Below are 14,722 nucleotides of genomic sequence, written 5' to 3'. Positions count from 1 at the left end.
GGGCACGGCAGCACGGCGACGGCGGCCGGTGCGCGGAGGATCTCCGCCCGCACCGGCCGCCGCCCGCGTTCGCGCTCCCTACAGGGTGGTGAGGCGTTCGGGGTCCGGGCGGTGGGGTGGATCGGCCGACGTGGTGTGTGGGTCCAGGGTCAGCACCGCGGTCACCGAGTGTGCGGCGGTGCGTGGTACCCGGGTCAGCAGCAGCACGCCCCAGGACGCCACCGCCGCCCCGGCGAGCGCCAGCAGGACACCGCCGGTGCCGCCCCGCAGGCCCTGCCCCAGCAGGGTGAGGCCGATCACCGCGGCGGCCACCGGGTTGGCCAGCGTCACCACGGCGAGCGGCGCGCCCAGGCCGTCCCGGTAGGCGGTCTGCGCCAGCAGCAGCCCGCCGGTGGCGAACGCGGCGACCAAGAGCGCGACCACGATCACCGCCGGGCTCAGCACAGGTTCGGTGCGGTCCGTCGCCGCCACCGTCACCGTCTGGGTGAGCGCCGAGGCCACGCCCGAGGCGACGCCGGACGCCGTCGCGTGCCGCAGGCCCGGCCGGGCGCCGGGCCGGGCCAGCACGCCGACCAGGGCGGCCGTCGAACCCGCCACCGCCAGCGCCTCGGTCAGCGACAGCACCCGGTGCGGCGCCGGACCCGACGCGGTGACCAGCAGTGCCGCGAGCCCGAGCAGGGTCAGGGCGGTGCCCCGCCACTCGGCGGCGCCGACCCGCCGCCCGGCGAGCCGGGCCCCCATCGGCACCGCGGCCACCAGGGTGAGCGCGCCGAGCGGCTGGACGACGGTCAGCGGACCGTACTTCAGGGCCACCACATGCAGCACCGCGGCGCCCGCGTTCAATGCGACCGACGTCCACCACGCGCCGGTGCCCAGCAGCCGCAGCAGGCCGGTGCCGGAGCTGCGGGCGGCCAGGCGCTCCTGCGCGACCGCGGCGGCCGCGTAGGCGACGGCCGAGACCAGGGAGAGGACGACGGCGACCAGCGCGGCGCTCATCGGCCCGCCCCCACCAGGACCTGCTCCTTCGGTACGAACCGCCGGGTGCCGCGGCCCGCCGTCCCGGTGCAGCGGCGCGGCCGATGCGGCCGTCGGATCACGGCGAGGGCGAGGCCGAGCATGGCCGCGGCGACGATCGCGTCCAGCCAGAAGTGGTTCGCCGTTCCGACGATCACGAGGAGGGTGATCAGCGGGTGCAGCAGCCACAGCCAGCGCGCGCGTGAGCGGGTCGCCGCGATCAGCCCGACCGCCACCATCAGGGCCCAGCCGAAGTGCAGCGACGGCATCGCCGCGAACTGGTTGGAGAGGTGGTCGCTCGACGGTGGGCCGTACACCGAAGGACCGTAGACGCGGGCGGTGTCGACCAGGCCCGTGGCGGCCAGCATGCGCGGCGGGGCGAGCGGGAACGTGAAGGGCAGCACCAGGGCGGCGGTGGTGACCGCGGCGAGGACCCGGCGGGCCCAGAGGTAGTGCGCGGGGCGCCGCAGGTACAGCCAGGCCAGGAAGGCCAGCGTGGCCGGGAAGTGGACCGTCGCGTAGTAGGTGTTCGCCAGGCGGACGAGCGCGTCGCCGTGCAGCAGTGCGGACTGCACGGCGCCCTCGTCCGGCAGTCGCAGTGTCCGTTCCAGGTCCCACACGCGGTGGGCGTTGTGGAAGGCCTCGCCGGTGTGGCCCGTGGCCAGTTGGCGGCCGAACTTGTAGACGAGGAAGAGCCCCGCGACGAGCAGGAACTCACGGACGAGCGAGGGCCGGGCTATGGAGTCCGGCTCCGTTTCTGCAGGCTCGGTGCGGGCATTCATCCCCCGGCCCTTTCGCTTTCACTGACGGTCGTACGAGTGGTGGTGCGGAGCCCCGGACCCCGACCGGGACTCATCGATACGTATGCGTACCGAAACGACAGTGTACCGATACGCGCCTGTACCGGTACACTGGCGTATCGATTGATGTGCGACACACTGGGAACAGGTGGTGGACCCGCCCTTCGAACGCAACTCGGGCGGGCCGAGGAGTGAGGGGAACAGCGCATGACGTCGCAGGCCGCGGACGGACCGGAGACGGTCGCCTCCTCGCGCCGCTCCAAGATCACGCCCGAGCGTGAGCGGGAGTTCTTCGACGCCGTGCTCGACCAGATCCGCGAGTGCGGCTACGACTCCGTCACCATGGAGGGCGTCGCCGCCAGCACGCGGTGCAGCAAGTCCACCCTCTACCGGCAGTGGAAGACGAAACCCCAGTTCGTGGCGGCGGCGCTGCGCGCCAGCAGCCGGGTGCGGTTCGGCGGGATCGACACCGGATCGCTCGCCGGTGACCTGTGCGAGGCCGCGCGCGCCGCGGGTGACTGGTCCGGCAAGGACACCCGGCTGTTGCAGTCGCTCGGCCATGCGATCACGGCCGACCACGCCTTGAAAGGCGTGCTGCGGGAGGCGCTGGTCGACCCCGAGATCGCCGCGCTCCAGGAGATGCTGCGGCGCGGGGTCGAGCGCGGCGAGGTACGCGCGGACCATCCGGCGCTGGAGTACGTGCCCGCCATGATGTTCGGCGTGCTGCGCATCCGGCCCGTGCTGACCGGCCAGTACGCCGACGCGGACTATCTCGTCGGGTTCGTGGAGGCGGCCGTGCTGCCCGCGCTGGGCCTGACCTGAGACTCAGGCCACCGTCCACGGGATGACGGGACGGTGGCCTGTGCGCGCCGCACCGTGGGGACGGGGGCGGCGCACCCCGCCGGCCGGGTGGGGCTCCTCTTGAGCGGAGGGGCGCCCCACCCGGCCGACCGTTTCAGCGGGGCATCCCCGGTGACGGCGTGGCCGCGGCCGGCTCAGACGTCCTGTCCGTTGCCGCCGCCCGACGACACCTTGATGCCCTGGGTGATCTCGTCGATCACCGACACGTTCTCCCCGGCGTCGACGCCGAAGCGGATCACCACCATCTGCCGGGCACCGGCGGGGGCGGGGAAGGCGAGCGACTCGACATAGCCGTCGGCGCCCTTGCTCGTGACCGCCTTCCAGCGGACCAGGTAGCCCTTCTGCCCGGCCACGGTGACCGCCTTGGAGGCCAGTACCTCGTGCGAGGTGATGCTGCCGTAGGTCTTGCCTCCGTACGACTCCTCCGCGTTGGCCTCGATGTCCGCCTTGGCGACCTCCTCGGCCGTGTTCCCCTTGGTGCCCAGCGCCAGCGCCGGTGCCGAGTAGGCACCGCCCTTGGTGCACGTCTGCGAGGTGTCGCCCGGGCACTTGTAGGACTGGTCGGACGTCACCTGCGCGCCCGCGCTGAACGCCTGCCCGGTCCAGCCGTCCGGTACCGGCAGGCTGATGCCGTTGACCGGGTCCGACACCGTGCCGCCGCCCTCGACCTTCGGCGCCTCGGACTGGCCGGGCGCCGGCGAGCCGCCACCGGACCCGCCCGAGTCGCCGGACCCGCCGCCCGAGCCGCCGCCCGGCCCGCCGAAGGGATCGCGCGGCCCGTCGCTCTGCCCCTCGGTACCGCCCTGCCCGCCCGGTCCCCGCTGGGAGCCGGCCCGGTCGCCGCCGGAGCCACTGTCGGACAGCGCGTACACGCCGACCCCGATGGATGCGAGCACCGCCGCCGCCACGCCGACCGCGATCCCGGTGCGCAGACCCCGCCGGGCGCCGGCCGGCGGCTGCGCGGGGTACGGCGGATAGAGTCCGGCCGGCTGCGTCGGGGGACCCCATGCGGCGGCCGGCCCGGCGGGGCGGGTCTGGTCCGTCCAGGCCTTGCCGTCCCACCAGCGCTCGGTGGGCGGACCGTCATTCGTCTGCCCGGGGTCGGGGTACCACCCGGGAGGAGTCACCTGCGTCATGCCCCCACCGTATGAGGCCTCGGTGAAAGCCGGATGAGAGGCCCCGAAACCAGCCGCGCTGCCCAGGCCGCGACGATCCACACCGCCAGCCGAACCGGAGCAGGCAGCCACCCCTGGTACCGAGCACCGCCCCGTCCGCCGATGCGTGACTGGTGTGCTCGGCCGGTTCTGCAGCCGGGGTCGGCGCCGTCGTCACGCCCGCGCCGCCCAGCGGCCCCAATATCACCGTGGGCGGCTGCCACGCCTCGTGCGGCCCGCGCCGGTGCGGGCGCCGATCCGTACGCCGTGGCGAGGCCGGTGATCCCGGCGATGCGCCAACCGACGTGCCCTGCCGGTTGCGTAGCCGCAGTGTCATCGTGGGCGGGGCGGGAACGTCACCGTGCCGCCCGACTGTTCTCCCGTCGGCAGGTTCTGGACGAGCCGTGGGAGCGTCAGCGGCCGCGGTGTCGCACAGGGTGCGGGAATCGGCTCTGTTGACGGCCCGTTGACCCTCCGTTCGTTCGACGTCGGCGTGTCGGGACGGGGCGTGTCGTTCGGTCGCGATCCGGTTCACCCGTCACGGCAGCAGCTGTCCGGACCCTCCTCCGCGCAACCCGCCGGACGGCTACGCTCGGGGTCTGTACGTCGTTCGGGCGACTTGGGGAGGTAACGGGATGACGGAGGTGCGGCCCCGCGCCGCCTCGGCTTCCCTGTGGGAGCGCGACGCGGAGATCGCCGCCGTCAAGCGGGCGCTCGACGTCCTGTGCGCCGACCAGTCGTCCGCGGGAAACCTGCTGGTGTTCCAGGGCGAGGCAGGACTCGGCAAGACCGCGCTGCTGGCCGAGACCCGGCGCATCGCCGAGCGCCGCGGCTGCACGGTGTGGTCCACCCGCGGCGGCGAGACGCTGCGCTCCGTCCCGTTCAATGTGGTACGGCAGTTGCTCCAGCCCGCCCTGGTGTCGCTGATGCCCGAGGAGGCGCGCGAGTACCTCGGCGACTGGTACGACATCGCGGGCCCCGCCCTCGGCATAGCGGACCCCGGGGAGGGGCAGGCCGACCCGCAGGGCGTGTGCGACGGGCTCGTCGCCGCGGTCAGCCGGCTGGCCAAACGGGAGTGGCCGCTGGTGCTGCTGATCGACGACGCGCACTGGGCCGACCAGGAGACCCTGCGCTGGCTGACCGCCTTCACGGAGCGCCTGCACGACCTGTCCGTGCTGGTCGTGGTCGCCCGCAGGCCCGGCGAGGTGAGCGGCGAGAGCGCCCGGCACCTCGACGCGGTGGCCGCCGCCGCGGGCAGCCCCGTCGCCTGCCTCAGCGCCCTCACCCCGGACGCCACGGCCGGACTGACCCGCGCCACCCTCGGCCCGCACGCGGACGCCCCGTTCTGCCGCGAGGTCTGGGCGGTCACCGGCGGCAACCCGTACGAGACCGTCGAACTCCTCGCCAAGGTCCAGGACAGCGAACTCGACCCGGTCGAGACGCACGCCGGCGAACTGCGCCCGCTCAACCGCTCCGCCCGCGGCGGCGGCCTCGTCGCCCGCCTGGAGGGCCTCGGCATCGACGCCACCCGGTTCGCCTGGGCCGCCGCGATCCTCGGCACCGGCATCACCGTGGACCTGGTCGCCCAGCTCGCCACCATGAGCGTCGAGGTGGCGCAGCGCTGCGCCGATCTGCTGTGCAGCGCCCGCATCCTCACCCAGCCCGACCCGGCGGACGCCCGTCCGGGCGGCGGCGACCTGGAGTTCGTCCATCCGCTGATCGCCACCGCGGTCTACCACTCCATCCCCGAAGCGCTGTGCACCGCCATGCACGGCATCGCCGCCCAGGTCGTCACCGACTCGGGGCGCGGTGCCGCCGTGGCCTCCCGGCATCTGCTCCGGGTGCACCCGGACGACGACGATGAGCTCGTCGAGCAGCTGCGCGAGGCCGCCCGCGAACACCTCGCCGTCGGCGCGCCCGACGCGGCCCGCCGCTGTCTGGAGCGCGCCCTGCTGGAGCCGCCGCTGCCCGAGGTCCACGCGCGCGTGCTCTACGAACTGGGCTGCGCCACCCTGCTGACGGCGCCCGCCACCACCATCGACCATCTGCAGAGCGCCCTCGGCATGCCCGGCCTCGACGGAGACACCCGCGTGGACGCCGTCATCCGCCTCTCCCAGGCGCTCCTCCACAACGACCAGTTGGAGGAGGCCGTGCGCACGGTCGAGGCCGAGGCGGCCCGCCATGAACCGGGACCCGCCCGGATGCGGCTGCAGGCCGTGCACTTCATGTGGGAGGGCATCCACGGCGAGACCGCGACGCAGGGCTGCTCCCGGCGGCTCGCCGACCTCGCCCGGACCTGCACCGGCCGCGACAACTCCGAGCGGGCCCTGCTGATCCTGCGCGGATTCGACGCGATGACGCACGGCGAGAGCGCCGAGGAGGTCGTCGAGCTGTGCGACCGCGCCCTGGTCAACGGCCGTCTGGCGCCGGGCCTCGGCTGGACCGACACCGAGTGGGGCATCGAACTGCTGATGATGCTGGGCAGTTCGTACACCTACGCCGACCGCCTCGACCGTGCCGAGAGCCTGTTCGCCGAGGCGCTGCGCGCCTACACCACCGCGCGCTGGAGCGGCGGCCATCTCTCCCTGGCGAACGCGTTCCTGGGTCTCGCCTACCGCAGACAGGGCCGGCTGAAGGACGCGGAGACCATCCTGCGCGAATCGCTGGAACTGGCCGAGGGGGTCGGCCGGCGGCTGCCCCTGCACTGGTCGGCGACCTGCGGACTCGTCGACACCCTGCTGGCCCGCGGCCGGGTCGAGGAGGCCTGGACGGTCGCCGAGCAGTACGGTTTCGCGCCGCCCTATCCGTCGACCATCGTGCTGCCCGACACCCGCTCCGTGCGCGGCCGGCTGCTGCTCGCCGTCGGCCGCACCGAGGAGGGCATCAACGAACTGGAGGCCGCCGAGAAGACGGCGGCGTCCCGCGGCGGCCACAACCCGGTCCTCGCGCCCTGGGCCGTCGACCTGGCCAGGGTGCTCGCCGTGACGGACCCGGCGCGGGCCGCCCAGCTCGCCACCGAAGCCCGCCGACAGGCCGAGCGGTTCGGCACCGACACGGCGATCGGCGAGGCGCTGCGCTGTGCGGCGGCCCTGGAGACCGGGCAGCGCGCGGTGCGCCTCGCCGCCCAGGCCGTGGCGTATCTGGAGGCCTCCCCCTGCCAGTACGAGCACGCGGCGGCCCGTATCGAGTACGGCATCGCGGCCCACTCGGCCACCGAACTCAACCGGGGCCTGTCACTGGCGCGTTCATGCGGCGCGGACGGACTGGTGGCGCGGGCCGAGAAGGAACTGGAGACGGCGAGCGGGCTGTACTGACCGTGCCGGTGGCGCCGGTGGTGCCGCCCGTGGGCCGGATGCACACCGCCCGTGTCGTACGGCCGGGTCCGGTCACACCCTGAGCAGTTGGTCGGTGACCGCGGTCAGCCGTTCGCGCACCTCGGGGTCGTACGTCCCCTCGTGCGCCCGGGCCGGGCGGGTGCCGTCGTAGAACCCGCCGGAGCCCGACTCGCGCGTGGCCAGGGCCAGCACGCCGGGCGCGCCGTCCGCGACCGAGTTCCACGGGGTGATCCCGCCCTCGCGCACCATCGCGGTGTCCATGAAGGTCGCCGGGTGCAGCACGTTCACCGCCACCCCGCTGCCGGCCAGCTCCGCGGCCAGCGAGAACGTGAACGCGGCCAGCGCGAACTTGCTGCGGCGGTAGGCGGACATCCCGCTGTAGCCGCGCAGCAGTTCGGGATCGGCGAAGTCGAGCGGCTCCTGACCGACGGAGCCGACGTTGACGATCCGCGCGGACGTCTGCGCCCGCAGCACCGGCAGCAGCGCCCGGGTCAGCACGACCGGCGCGAGGTAGTTCACCGCCAGCCGCAGTTCGTGCCCGTCGGCGCTCAGCTCGCGGCCCGCGCCGGGCGGCCCGCTGCCCACGCCCGCGTTGTTGACCAGCACGTCGAGGCCGTCATGGGCCGCGGCCACCCGGGCACCCAGCTCGCGCACCTCGCACAGCGAGGCCAGATCGGCGACAAAGCCCTCCGCCTCGCCGTGCGCACGCAACTCGTCGACCAGTCGCCCGGTCCGCTGCGCGTCCCGCCCGTGGGCGAGGACGACATGGCCGGAGCGGACCAGTTCGAGGGCGACGTACCGGCCGAGCCCGGAGGTCGCGCCGGTGATCAGAACAGTGGACATGCCGCCACCCTAGGCACGGCGGGCCGGCGGGCGGCAGATGCTTCTGTTGCTACGACCACCAGGGTCACCCTCCGTGCGGTCCCGTGCCCGGCGTGTCCTCCTCGGCGAGCACCCGCTGGGCGGTGGCGAACGCCGAATTGGCCGCCGGGACACCGCAGTACACGGCCGTCTGCAGCAGGACCGCGCCGATCTCCTCGGGGGTGAGCCCGTTGCGCCTGGCCGCCCGTACATGCATCGCGAGTTCGTCGTGGTGGCCCCGCGCGACCAGGGCCGTCAGCGTGATCATGCTGCGTTCGCGGCGCGAGAGCGTCGGATCGGTCCAGATCTCGCCCCAGGCGTACCGGGAGATGAAGTCCTGGAAGCGGGCCGTGAACGGGGTCTGCCGGGCCTGCGCCCGGTCGACGTGCGCGTCGCCCAGCACCTCCCGGCGCACCGCCATGCCCTGCCCGGTACCGGCGGCCGCGCCGCCCAGGTGCGTCCGCAGCGCGGTCAGCACGGCCCGCGGGCACTGGGCGGGCGCCAGGTGCGCGGCCCCGGGGATCTCGACGAGCGCGGCACCGGGCACCGCGTCCGCGATCTCCCGCAGGTGGGCGGGCGGGGTCGCGCGGTCCTCCCGGCCCGCGACCAGCAGCGTGCGCACGGAGATCCAGGCCAGCCGGTCCCGCAGATCGAACGAGGCCAGGGCGTCGCAGCAGGCGGCGTAGGCAGCCGGGTCGGCGTCCCGCTGGTCCCGGACGAGCCGCGGCACGGTGAAACCCGGTGTGAACCAGCGGGCGTCGGCGTTCTCCGCCAGCCACCGGACCCCCTCCCGGCGGACCCGCTCGGCCCGCTCCTGCCAGGGAGCGGCGCCGTTGAAGTGGGCGGAGGTACAGATCACGGCCAGCGTGTCGAGCCGCTCGGGGTGGTGCACGGCGAGATGCAGCCCCACCGCGCCGCCGAGCGACACGCCCGCGTAGGCGAAGCGTTCGATGCCGAGGGAGTCGGCGAGCGCGAGCACCAGGTGGGCCAGGTCGCCCACGTCGGCCCCCGGCCCGATCAGGTCCGCCGCCGAACCGCCGTGTCCCGGCAGGTCCCAGCGGACCACCCGGTGTGAGGTCGACAGTTCGGGGGCGACCGCGTCCCACAGCGCGTACGAGGTGCCGAGGGAGGGGCCGAGCAGCAGCGGGGGAGCCGAAGCGGAGCCTTCGGCACGGTGGTTGAGGAGTTTTCCGGTCAATGTCGCTCCAGGGCACGGTCGGTGAGGGCTCCGGCGGAGCCGGTGTAACGGGCGGGATCGGTGAGGTCGTCGAGGTCGACGTCCGTCAGCTCGGGTTCGGCCGCGAGGAGCGCGCCGAGGGCGCGTCCCTCGGTGCGGGCGCGGTGGGCGAGTCCGGTGAGCAGTTCCTTGGCGCGGGCGCGGCCGAGGACCGGTGTCAGCTCGGCCGACAGCCGTTCCGAGACGATCAGCCCGTGGGTGAGATCGAGGTTGCGGCGCATCGCGTCCGGGTGCACCCGCAGCCCCTCCGCCAGCTCCGCCGCGTCCCGGGCCGCGCCGCCCGTCAGCCGGAGCAGGTCGCGCAGCGGCTCCCACTCGGCGTGCCAGGCCCCGGCGGGCCGCTCGTCGTCGGCCACCAGCGAGCCGTGGAGCGTCGCGGCGAGCTGCGGGGCCCGCCGGGCCGCCGCCGCGATCAGCGTGGACCGCACCGGGTTCGCCTTGTGCGGCATGGCGGACGAGCCGCCGCCGCTGCCCTCGGTGACCTCGCCGATCTCGGTGCGGGACAGGGTGAGCACATCCGCGGCGATCTTGCCGAGCGCGCAGGTCGTGAAGGCCAGGCAGCCCGCCAGGTCTGCGATCGGGGTGCGCAGCGTGTGCCAGGGCAACAGGGGTGCGGCGAGCCCGAGTTCCTGGGCGTAGGCGGCGGGCAGGGCGAGCGCGTCCGGCGCGCCGAACGCGCCGAGGGCGGCCAGCGTCCCGGCCGCGCCGCCGAGTTGCGCGGGCAGCGCGGCGCGGACCAGCGTGCCGCGGTCCCGCGCGTCGAGCACCAGCGAGCGCCAGCCCGCCGCCTTCAGCCCGAAGGTGGTCGGTACGGCGTGCTGGGTCAGCGTGCGCCCCGGCATCGGCGTGTCGCGGTGCTCGGCGGCCAGCCGGGCCAGGGCCCGCTCGGTCCGGGTGAGGTCGGCGAGGACCGGCGCCAGGGTGCGCACGGCGACGAGCATGGTCGCCGTGTCCAGGATGTCCTGGCTGGTGGCGCCCCGGTGGACGTACGGTCCGTACTCCGCGCCGACCGCCGCGGTCAGATCGGCGACCAGGGGGAGCACCGGGTTCCCGCCGGCCCGGGCGCGGTCGGCGAGGGAACGGAGGTCGAAACGGGCGGTACCGGCGGCCTCGGTCACCGCCCGCGCGGCCTCGGCCGGTGCGAGCCCCAGTGCGGCCTGGGCGCGGGTCAGCGCGGCCTCCGCGTCGAGCAGCGCCCGCAGATACGCGGTGTCGCTCGTCGCGTTCGCGGCGGGTGAGCCGGTCCACCCGGGGGCGAGCAGACCGGCGTCGCCGTCCGCCTGCGGCGCCGCCCGCCCGCCGCGGGTCACCGGTACTCCAGGAAGACGGTCTCGCCCTCGCCCTGCAGCCGGATGTCGAACCGGTACGTCCCCCGGCCCTCGTCGGTGGCGATCAGCGTGCCGCGCCGCTCGGGGGCGACCCGGGCGAGCAGCGGGTCCGCGGCCAGGGCGGCCTCGTCCCCGGGCAGATAGATCCGGGTGAACAGGTGGACGAGCAGTCCGCGCGCGAAGACGCACACGCTCAGGCAGGGGGCGCAGGACCCGCGCGGGCCGGGCCGCAGCGTGCGCGCGTACCAGTGCCCGGCGGCGTCCGTCTGGATCCGCCCCCAGCCGGTGAACTCCACGCCGTTGCGGCCCAGATGGCCGCCGGTGGCCGGGTCGCGCCGGATCGAGCCGTCGACCCGCGGCACGGTGCCGTCCGGGTCCGGGCCCCACAGCTCCACGAGCGCGTCCGGCAGCGGCTCGCCCGCGCCGTCGTACACATGCCCCTGGAGGGTGATCGTGTCCGGGTGGCCCACCGGCGCGAGGTCACCGCCGCCGGGGAAGGGCAGCGCATAGCCGTAGAAGGGGCCGACCGTGTGCGAGGGGGTGGGCAGCACGCTCTCGGGCCGGTCCGTGTCGATCCTCGTCATGGCGGGTCAGCGTCCTTCCTCGATCCAGGTGGCGCGCGGGCCGTCCAGCACGATGTCCCAGTGGTAGCCCAACGAGAACTCCGGCACCGACAGGCTGTGGTCGTAGGTGGCCACCAGCCGCTGCCGGGCCGCGTCGTCCGTCACGGACTGCAGGATCGGGTCGTACGGGAACAGCGGGTCGTTCGGGAAGTACATCTGCGTCACCAGCCGCTGGGTGAACGCCGTGCCGAACACCGAGAAGTGGATGTGCGCCGGGCGCCACGCGTTGACGTGGTTGCGCCAGGGGTAGGGGCCCGGCTGGACGGTCGTGAACCGGTAGCGGCCCCCGGCGTCGGTCAGGGTGCGGCCGACGCCGGTGAAGTGGGGGTCCAGCGGGGCGTCGTGCTGCTCGCGCCGGTGGGCGTAGCGGCCGGCCGAGTTGGCCTGCCAGATCTCGATCAGCTGGCCGCGCACCGGACGGCCGTCGCGGTCCAGGAGTCGGCCGGAGACGGTGATGCGCTCCCCGATCGGCTCACCCGTGTGCTGCCGGGTGAGGTCGTTGTCGGTCTCGGTGATGTCGCGTTCCCCGAAGGCGGGGGAGTGCAGCTCCACCAGCTCCGGGTCCTGCCGTACGTCGACGGCGACCGGCGGCTGCTTCGGGTGGCGCAGCACCGAGGAGCGGTACGGGGCGTAGTCGCGGCGCGGATGGTGCTCCACGGGGGCGCCCTCGGCGACCCGCTTCTCGTACGCGGCGTGCGCGGCCGCGATCTCCTGGTCGATGTCGTGCTGGGTGAGAGTCATGGGGGCTTCCTGGCGATCCGGAGGGGCTCATCGGAGCAGGGGCGGTGTCGCACCCCGGCGAGGGCGCGGGAACCGCGCGACCAGCCGCAGCCGGCCCGCGGTCGTCATCGGGCGCGGGCGGCGCGGCGCTACCGTTCGAGGACGAGGGCGAGGCCCTGGCCGACGCCGATGCAGAGGGTGGCCACACCGGTGCCGGAGCCGCGCCGGGCGAGCTGGTGGGCGACGGTGCCCGCGAGCCGGGCGCCGGAGGCGCCGAGCGGGTGGCCGAGCGCGATGGCTCCGCCCCGCGGGTTGAGGATCGCCGGGTCGAACTCGGGCCACTCGGCGAGACAGCCGAGGACCTGCGCGGCGAAGGCCTCGTTCAGCTCCAGCACGGACAGATCGCCGAATCCCCGGCCGGCCCTGGCGAGCGCGCGGTGCACGGCCTCGACCGGGGCGAGCCCGAAGTACTGCGGGTCGAGCGCGGCGACCCCGGTCGCCGCGACGCGGGCCAGCGGCTCGCGCCCGGTGGCCCGCAGGCCCTCCTCGTCGGTGAGCAGCAGGGCCGCGGCGCCGTCGTTCAACGGGGACGCGTTGCCCGCGGTGACGGTGCCGTTCGCGTCCCGGAAGGACGGCTTGAGCTTCGCCATCGCGGCGAGCGAGGCGTCGGGCCGTACGGACTCGTCGGCGGCGAGGACGACCGGGTCGCCGGCGCGCCGCGGGATCGTCACGGGGGCGAGTTCGGCGTCGAACAGGCCCGCCGCCTGGGCCGCTGCCGCCTTCCGGTGGCTGTCCAGGGCGAACTCGTCCTGCTGCGCGCGGCTGATCTTGTGTTTCTCCGCGATGAGTTCGGCGGACTCGCCGAGCGGGACGGTCCACTGCGGGTCCATCCGGGGGTTGACCATGCGCCAGCCGAGCGTGGTCGAGTACAGCTCGGCGTGCCCGGCCGGGAAGGGCCGGTCGGACTTGGGCAGGACATAGGGCGCCCGGGTCATCGACTCGACCCCGCCCGCCACGACGACGGAGGCGTCGCCGGCCGCGACGGCCCGGGCCGCCTGCACGACCGCCTCCAGACCGGACGCGCACAGCCGGTTGACGGTGACGCCCGGCACGGAGACCGGCAGCCCCGCCAGCAGTGCGGCCATGCGGCCGACGTTGCGGTTCTCCTCGCCCGCTCCGTTGGCGTTGCCGACGTACACGTCCTCGATCCGCGCCGGATCCAGGCCGGGGGTACGGCCGAGGAGCGCGCCGATCGCGTGGGCGGCCAGGTCGTCCGGGCGGACGGACGCGAGCGCGCCGTTGTACCGTCCGATCGGCGTGCGTACGGCATCGACGATGTACACCGGGTTCACAGCAGTCCCTCCGCGACGCTCAGTTCGGCGTCGGTCTTCGCGACGATCTCGTCCGCGTCCACGTGGGGCGCGCACTCGACGAGCGACAGCCCGTCGTCGGTCACGTCGATCACGCCGAGATCGGTGATGATCCGGTTCACACATGCCTTGCCGGTGAGCGGCAGCGCACACCGCTCCACGATCTTCGGTGAGCCGTCCCTCGCGGTGTGGGTCATCACCACGATCACCGTGCGGGCGCCGTGCACCAGGTCCATCGCCCCGCCGATCCCGGTGATCATCTTCCCCGGGACCGCCCAGTTCGCCAGATCGCCGCTCCGCGACACCTGCATGGCGCCCAGCACCGCGACGTCGATGTGCCCGCCGCGGATCATCGAGAAGGACAGCGCCGAGTCGAAGAAGGACGCACCCGGCAGCACGGTGACGGTCTCCTTGCCCGCGTTGATCAGATCCGGGTCGACCTGGTCCTCGGCCGGGTACGGGCCGGTGCCCAGAATGCCGTTCTCCGACTCCAGGATCACCTCGACGCCGGGCGGCAGATGGTTCGGGATGAGCGTCGGCAGCCCGATGCCGAGATTGACGTACTGGCCGTCCGCCAGCTCGCGTGCGGCCCGCGCGGCCATCTCCTCGCGGCTCCAGGCCATCAGCTGCTCACCGTCCGCTGCTCGATCTTCTTGTCCGCGGCCTGCTCGGGCGTCAGGGCGATCACCCGCTGCACGAAGACGCCCGGCAGCTGCACCGCGTCCGGGTCGATGGCGCCGGGTTCCACCAGTTCCTCCACCTCGGCCACCGTCACCCGGCCGGCCATCGCCGCGAGCGGGTTGAAGTTCCGGGCGGACTTGTTGAAGACGAGGTTCCCGTGCCGGTCGCCCCTGGCCGCGCGCACCAGCGCGAAGTCCGTCCGGATCCCCCGCTCCAGCACGTACTCGACGCCGTCGAACTCCCGCACCTCCTTCGCCGGGGAGGCCAGCGCGACGCCGCCGGAGCCGTCGTAGCGCCAGGGCAGCCCGCCCTCGGCGACCTGCGTGCCCACCCCGGCCGGCGTGTAGAACGCGGGGATCCCGGCACCGCCGGCCCGCAGCCGCTCCGCCAGCGTGCCCTGCGGGATCAGCTCGACCTCCAGCTCACCGGCCAGATACTGCCGCGCGAACTCCTTGTTCGCCCCGATGTAGGACCCGGTCACCCGGGCGATCCGGCCCGCCGCCAGCAGCACCGCCAGCCCGGACTCCATCGCCCCGCAGTTGTTCGAGACCACGCCCAGACCCGAGACACCCCGCTCGTACACCGCCTGGATCAGCACGTTCGGCACGCCGCTCAGCCCGAAGCCGCCCACTGCCAGCGACGCACCGTCCGGCACATCCGCCACCGCCTCCAGGGCCGTGGCGACCACCTTGTCCATCCGTGAAGCCCTCTCTCGTCCGAACACCCCGACGACGGTGC

The 14,722-nt window shown here is 74.3% G+C and carries 13 protein-coding genes; 2 read left to right on the top strand and 11 right to left on the bottom strand.

Going from position 1 to position 14,722, the window contains the following annotated elements:
* Positions 1–78: 78 nt before the first annotated feature.
* Positions 79–996, bottom strand: a complete 918-nt coding sequence (locus CTZ28_RS33505; RefSeq protein ID WP_121893492.1) for a DMT family protein — start codon at positions 994–996, stop codon at positions 79–81.
* Positions 993–1,796 (bottom strand): phosphatase PAP2 family protein, encoded by an 804-nt coding sequence (locus tag CTZ28_RS33500; RefSeq protein WP_121893491.1) that lies wholly within the window; start codon positions 1,794–1,796, stop codon positions 993–995. The genes CTZ28_RS33505 and CTZ28_RS33500 overlap by 4 nt, the downstream gene beginning before the upstream one ends.
* Positions 1,797–2,021: 225 nt before the next feature.
* On the opposite strand from CTZ28_RS33500, the gene CTZ28_RS33495 reads away from it, so the two are divergent.
* Positions 2,022–2,636, top strand: coding sequence for a TetR/AcrR family transcriptional regulator (locus CTZ28_RS33495; protein ID WP_121893490.1), 615 nt, complete (start codon positions 2,022–2,024; stop codon positions 2,634–2,636).
* A 173-nt stretch (positions 2,637–2,809) separates the two neighbouring features.
* Here CTZ28_RS33495 and CTZ28_RS33490 read toward each other — a convergent pair whose 3' ends face one another.
* Positions 2,810–3,811, bottom strand: coding sequence for a DUF2510 domain-containing protein (locus tag CTZ28_RS33490; RefSeq protein WP_121893489.1), 1,002 nt, complete (start codon positions 3,809–3,811; stop codon positions 2,810–2,812).
* A gap of 653 nt (positions 3,812–4,464) precedes the next feature.
* On the opposite strand from CTZ28_RS33490, the gene CTZ28_RS33485 reads away from it, so the two are divergent.
* A complete protein-coding gene (locus CTZ28_RS33485) occupies positions 4,465–7,143 on the top strand; it encodes an ATP-binding protein (protein WP_121893488.1) in 2,679 nt (892 codons plus the stop codon).
* 72 nt (positions 7,144–7,215) lie between these two features.
* Here the strand turns inward: CTZ28_RS33485 and CTZ28_RS33480 are convergent, their stop codons facing one another.
* The 8 genes from CTZ28_RS33480 to CTZ28_RS33445 all read right to left on the bottom strand — a co-directional run bounded on the left by CTZ28_RS33480 (position 7,216) and on the right by CTZ28_RS33445 (position 14,681).
* On the bottom strand, positions 7,216–8,007 hold the full coding sequence (locus CTZ28_RS33480; protein ID WP_121893487.1) for an SDR family NAD(P)-dependent oxidoreductase: 792 nt from the start codon (positions 8,005–8,007) through the stop codon (positions 7,216–7,218).
* 64 nt (positions 8,008–8,071) lie between these two features.
* Entirely contained in the window at positions 8,072–9,223 is a 1,152-nt protein-coding gene (gene pcaDC, locus CTZ28_RS33475) for a bifunctional 3-oxoadipate enol-lactonase/4-carboxymuconolactone decarboxylase PcaDC (protein ID WP_121893486.1), read from the bottom strand.
* The gene (gene pcaB, locus CTZ28_RS33470; protein ID WP_121893485.1) at positions 9,220–10,572 is read right to left on the bottom strand and encodes a 3-carboxy-cis,cis-muconate cycloisomerase; all 1,353 of its coding nucleotides are present in this window, start codon (positions 10,570–10,572) and stop codon (positions 9,220–9,222) included. Before pcaB ends, pcaDC begins: the two co-directional genes overlap by 4 nt.
* Positions 10,569–11,174 (bottom strand): protocatechuate 3,4-dioxygenase subunit alpha, encoded by a 606-nt coding sequence (pcaG, locus tag CTZ28_RS33465; protein ID WP_121893484.1) that lies wholly within the window; start codon positions 11,172–11,174, stop codon positions 10,569–10,571. Before pcaG ends, pcaB begins: the two co-directional genes overlap by 4 nt.
* Before the next feature lie 6 nt (positions 11,175–11,180).
* Entirely contained in the window at positions 11,181–11,954 is a 774-nt protein-coding gene (gene pcaH / locus CTZ28_RS33460) for a protocatechuate 3,4-dioxygenase subunit beta (RefSeq protein ID WP_121893483.1), read from the bottom strand.
* A gap of 128 nt (positions 11,955–12,082) precedes the next feature.
* Positions 12,083–13,285 (bottom strand): thiolase family protein, encoded by a 1,203-nt coding sequence (locus CTZ28_RS33455; RefSeq protein WP_121893482.1) that lies wholly within the window; start codon positions 13,283–13,285, stop codon positions 12,083–12,085.
* Positions 13,282–13,926: a CoA transferase subunit B gene (locus CTZ28_RS33450; protein WP_121893481.1), complete on the bottom strand. Its 645-nt coding sequence runs from the start codon at positions 13,924–13,926 to the stop codon at positions 13,282–13,284. The genes CTZ28_RS33455 and CTZ28_RS33450 overlap by 4 nt, the downstream gene beginning before the upstream one ends.
* Positions 13,926–14,681 carry a CoA transferase subunit A gene (locus CTZ28_RS33445; protein WP_121893480.1) on the bottom strand — a complete coding sequence of 252 codons (756 nt, stop codon included), beginning with the start codon at positions 14,679–14,681 and terminating at the stop codon, positions 13,926–13,928. The genes CTZ28_RS33450 and CTZ28_RS33445 overlap by 1 nt, the downstream gene beginning before the upstream one ends.
* Positions 14,682–14,722: the final 41 nt, after the last annotated feature.

The organism is Streptomyces shenzhenensis, assembly GCF_003688995.1.
In the GTDB taxonomy this organism is placed as follows: Bacteria; Actinomycetota; Actinomycetes; order Streptomycetales; family Streptomycetaceae; genus Streptomyces; species Streptomyces shenzhenensis_A.
This window is presented reverse-complemented; position numbering and strand designations above follow the sequence as displayed.

What these genes read in the sequence shown, in the direction of transcription:
- CTZ28_RS33505 (WP_121893492.1), bottom strand. Translation starts at nt 996, where the DNA reads ATGAGCGCCGCGCTGGTCGCCGTCGTCCTCTCCCTGGTCTCGGCCGTC.
- CTZ28_RS33500 (WP_121893491.1), bottom strand. Translation starts at nt 1,796, where the DNA reads ATGAATGCCCGCACCGAGCCTGCAGAAACGGAGCCGGACTCCATAGCC.
- CTZ28_RS33495 (WP_121893490.1), top strand. Translation starts at nt 2,022, where the DNA reads ATGACGTCGCAGGCCGCGGACGGACCGGAGACGGTCGCCTCCTCGCGC.
- CTZ28_RS33490 (WP_121893489.1), bottom strand. Translation starts at nt 3,811, where the DNA reads ATGACGCAGGTGACTCCTCCCGGGTGGTACCCCGACCCCGGGCAGACG.
- CTZ28_RS33485 (WP_121893488.1), top strand. Translation starts at nt 4,465, where the DNA reads ATGACGGAGGTGCGGCCCCGCGCCGCCTCGGCTTCCCTGTGGGAGCGC.
- CTZ28_RS33480 (WP_121893487.1), bottom strand. Translation starts at nt 8,007, where the DNA reads ATGTCCACTGTTCTGATCACCGGCGCGACCTCCGGGCTCGGCCGGTAC.
- pcaG (WP_121893484.1), bottom strand. Translation starts at nt 11,174, where the DNA reads ATGACGAGGATCGACACGGACCGGCCCGAGAGCGTGCTGCCCACCCCC.
- pcaH (WP_121893483.1), bottom strand. Translation starts at nt 11,954, where the DNA reads ATGACTCTCACCCAGCACGACATCGACCAGGAGATCGCGGCCGCGCAC.
- CTZ28_RS33450 (WP_121893481.1), bottom strand. Translation starts at nt 13,926, where the DNA reads ATGGCCTGGAGCCGCGAGGAGATGGCCGCGCGGGCCGCACGCGAGCTG.
- CTZ28_RS33445 (WP_121893480.1), bottom strand. Translation starts at nt 14,681, where the DNA reads ATGGACAAGGTGGTCGCCACGGCCCTGGAGGCGGTGGCGGATGTGCCG.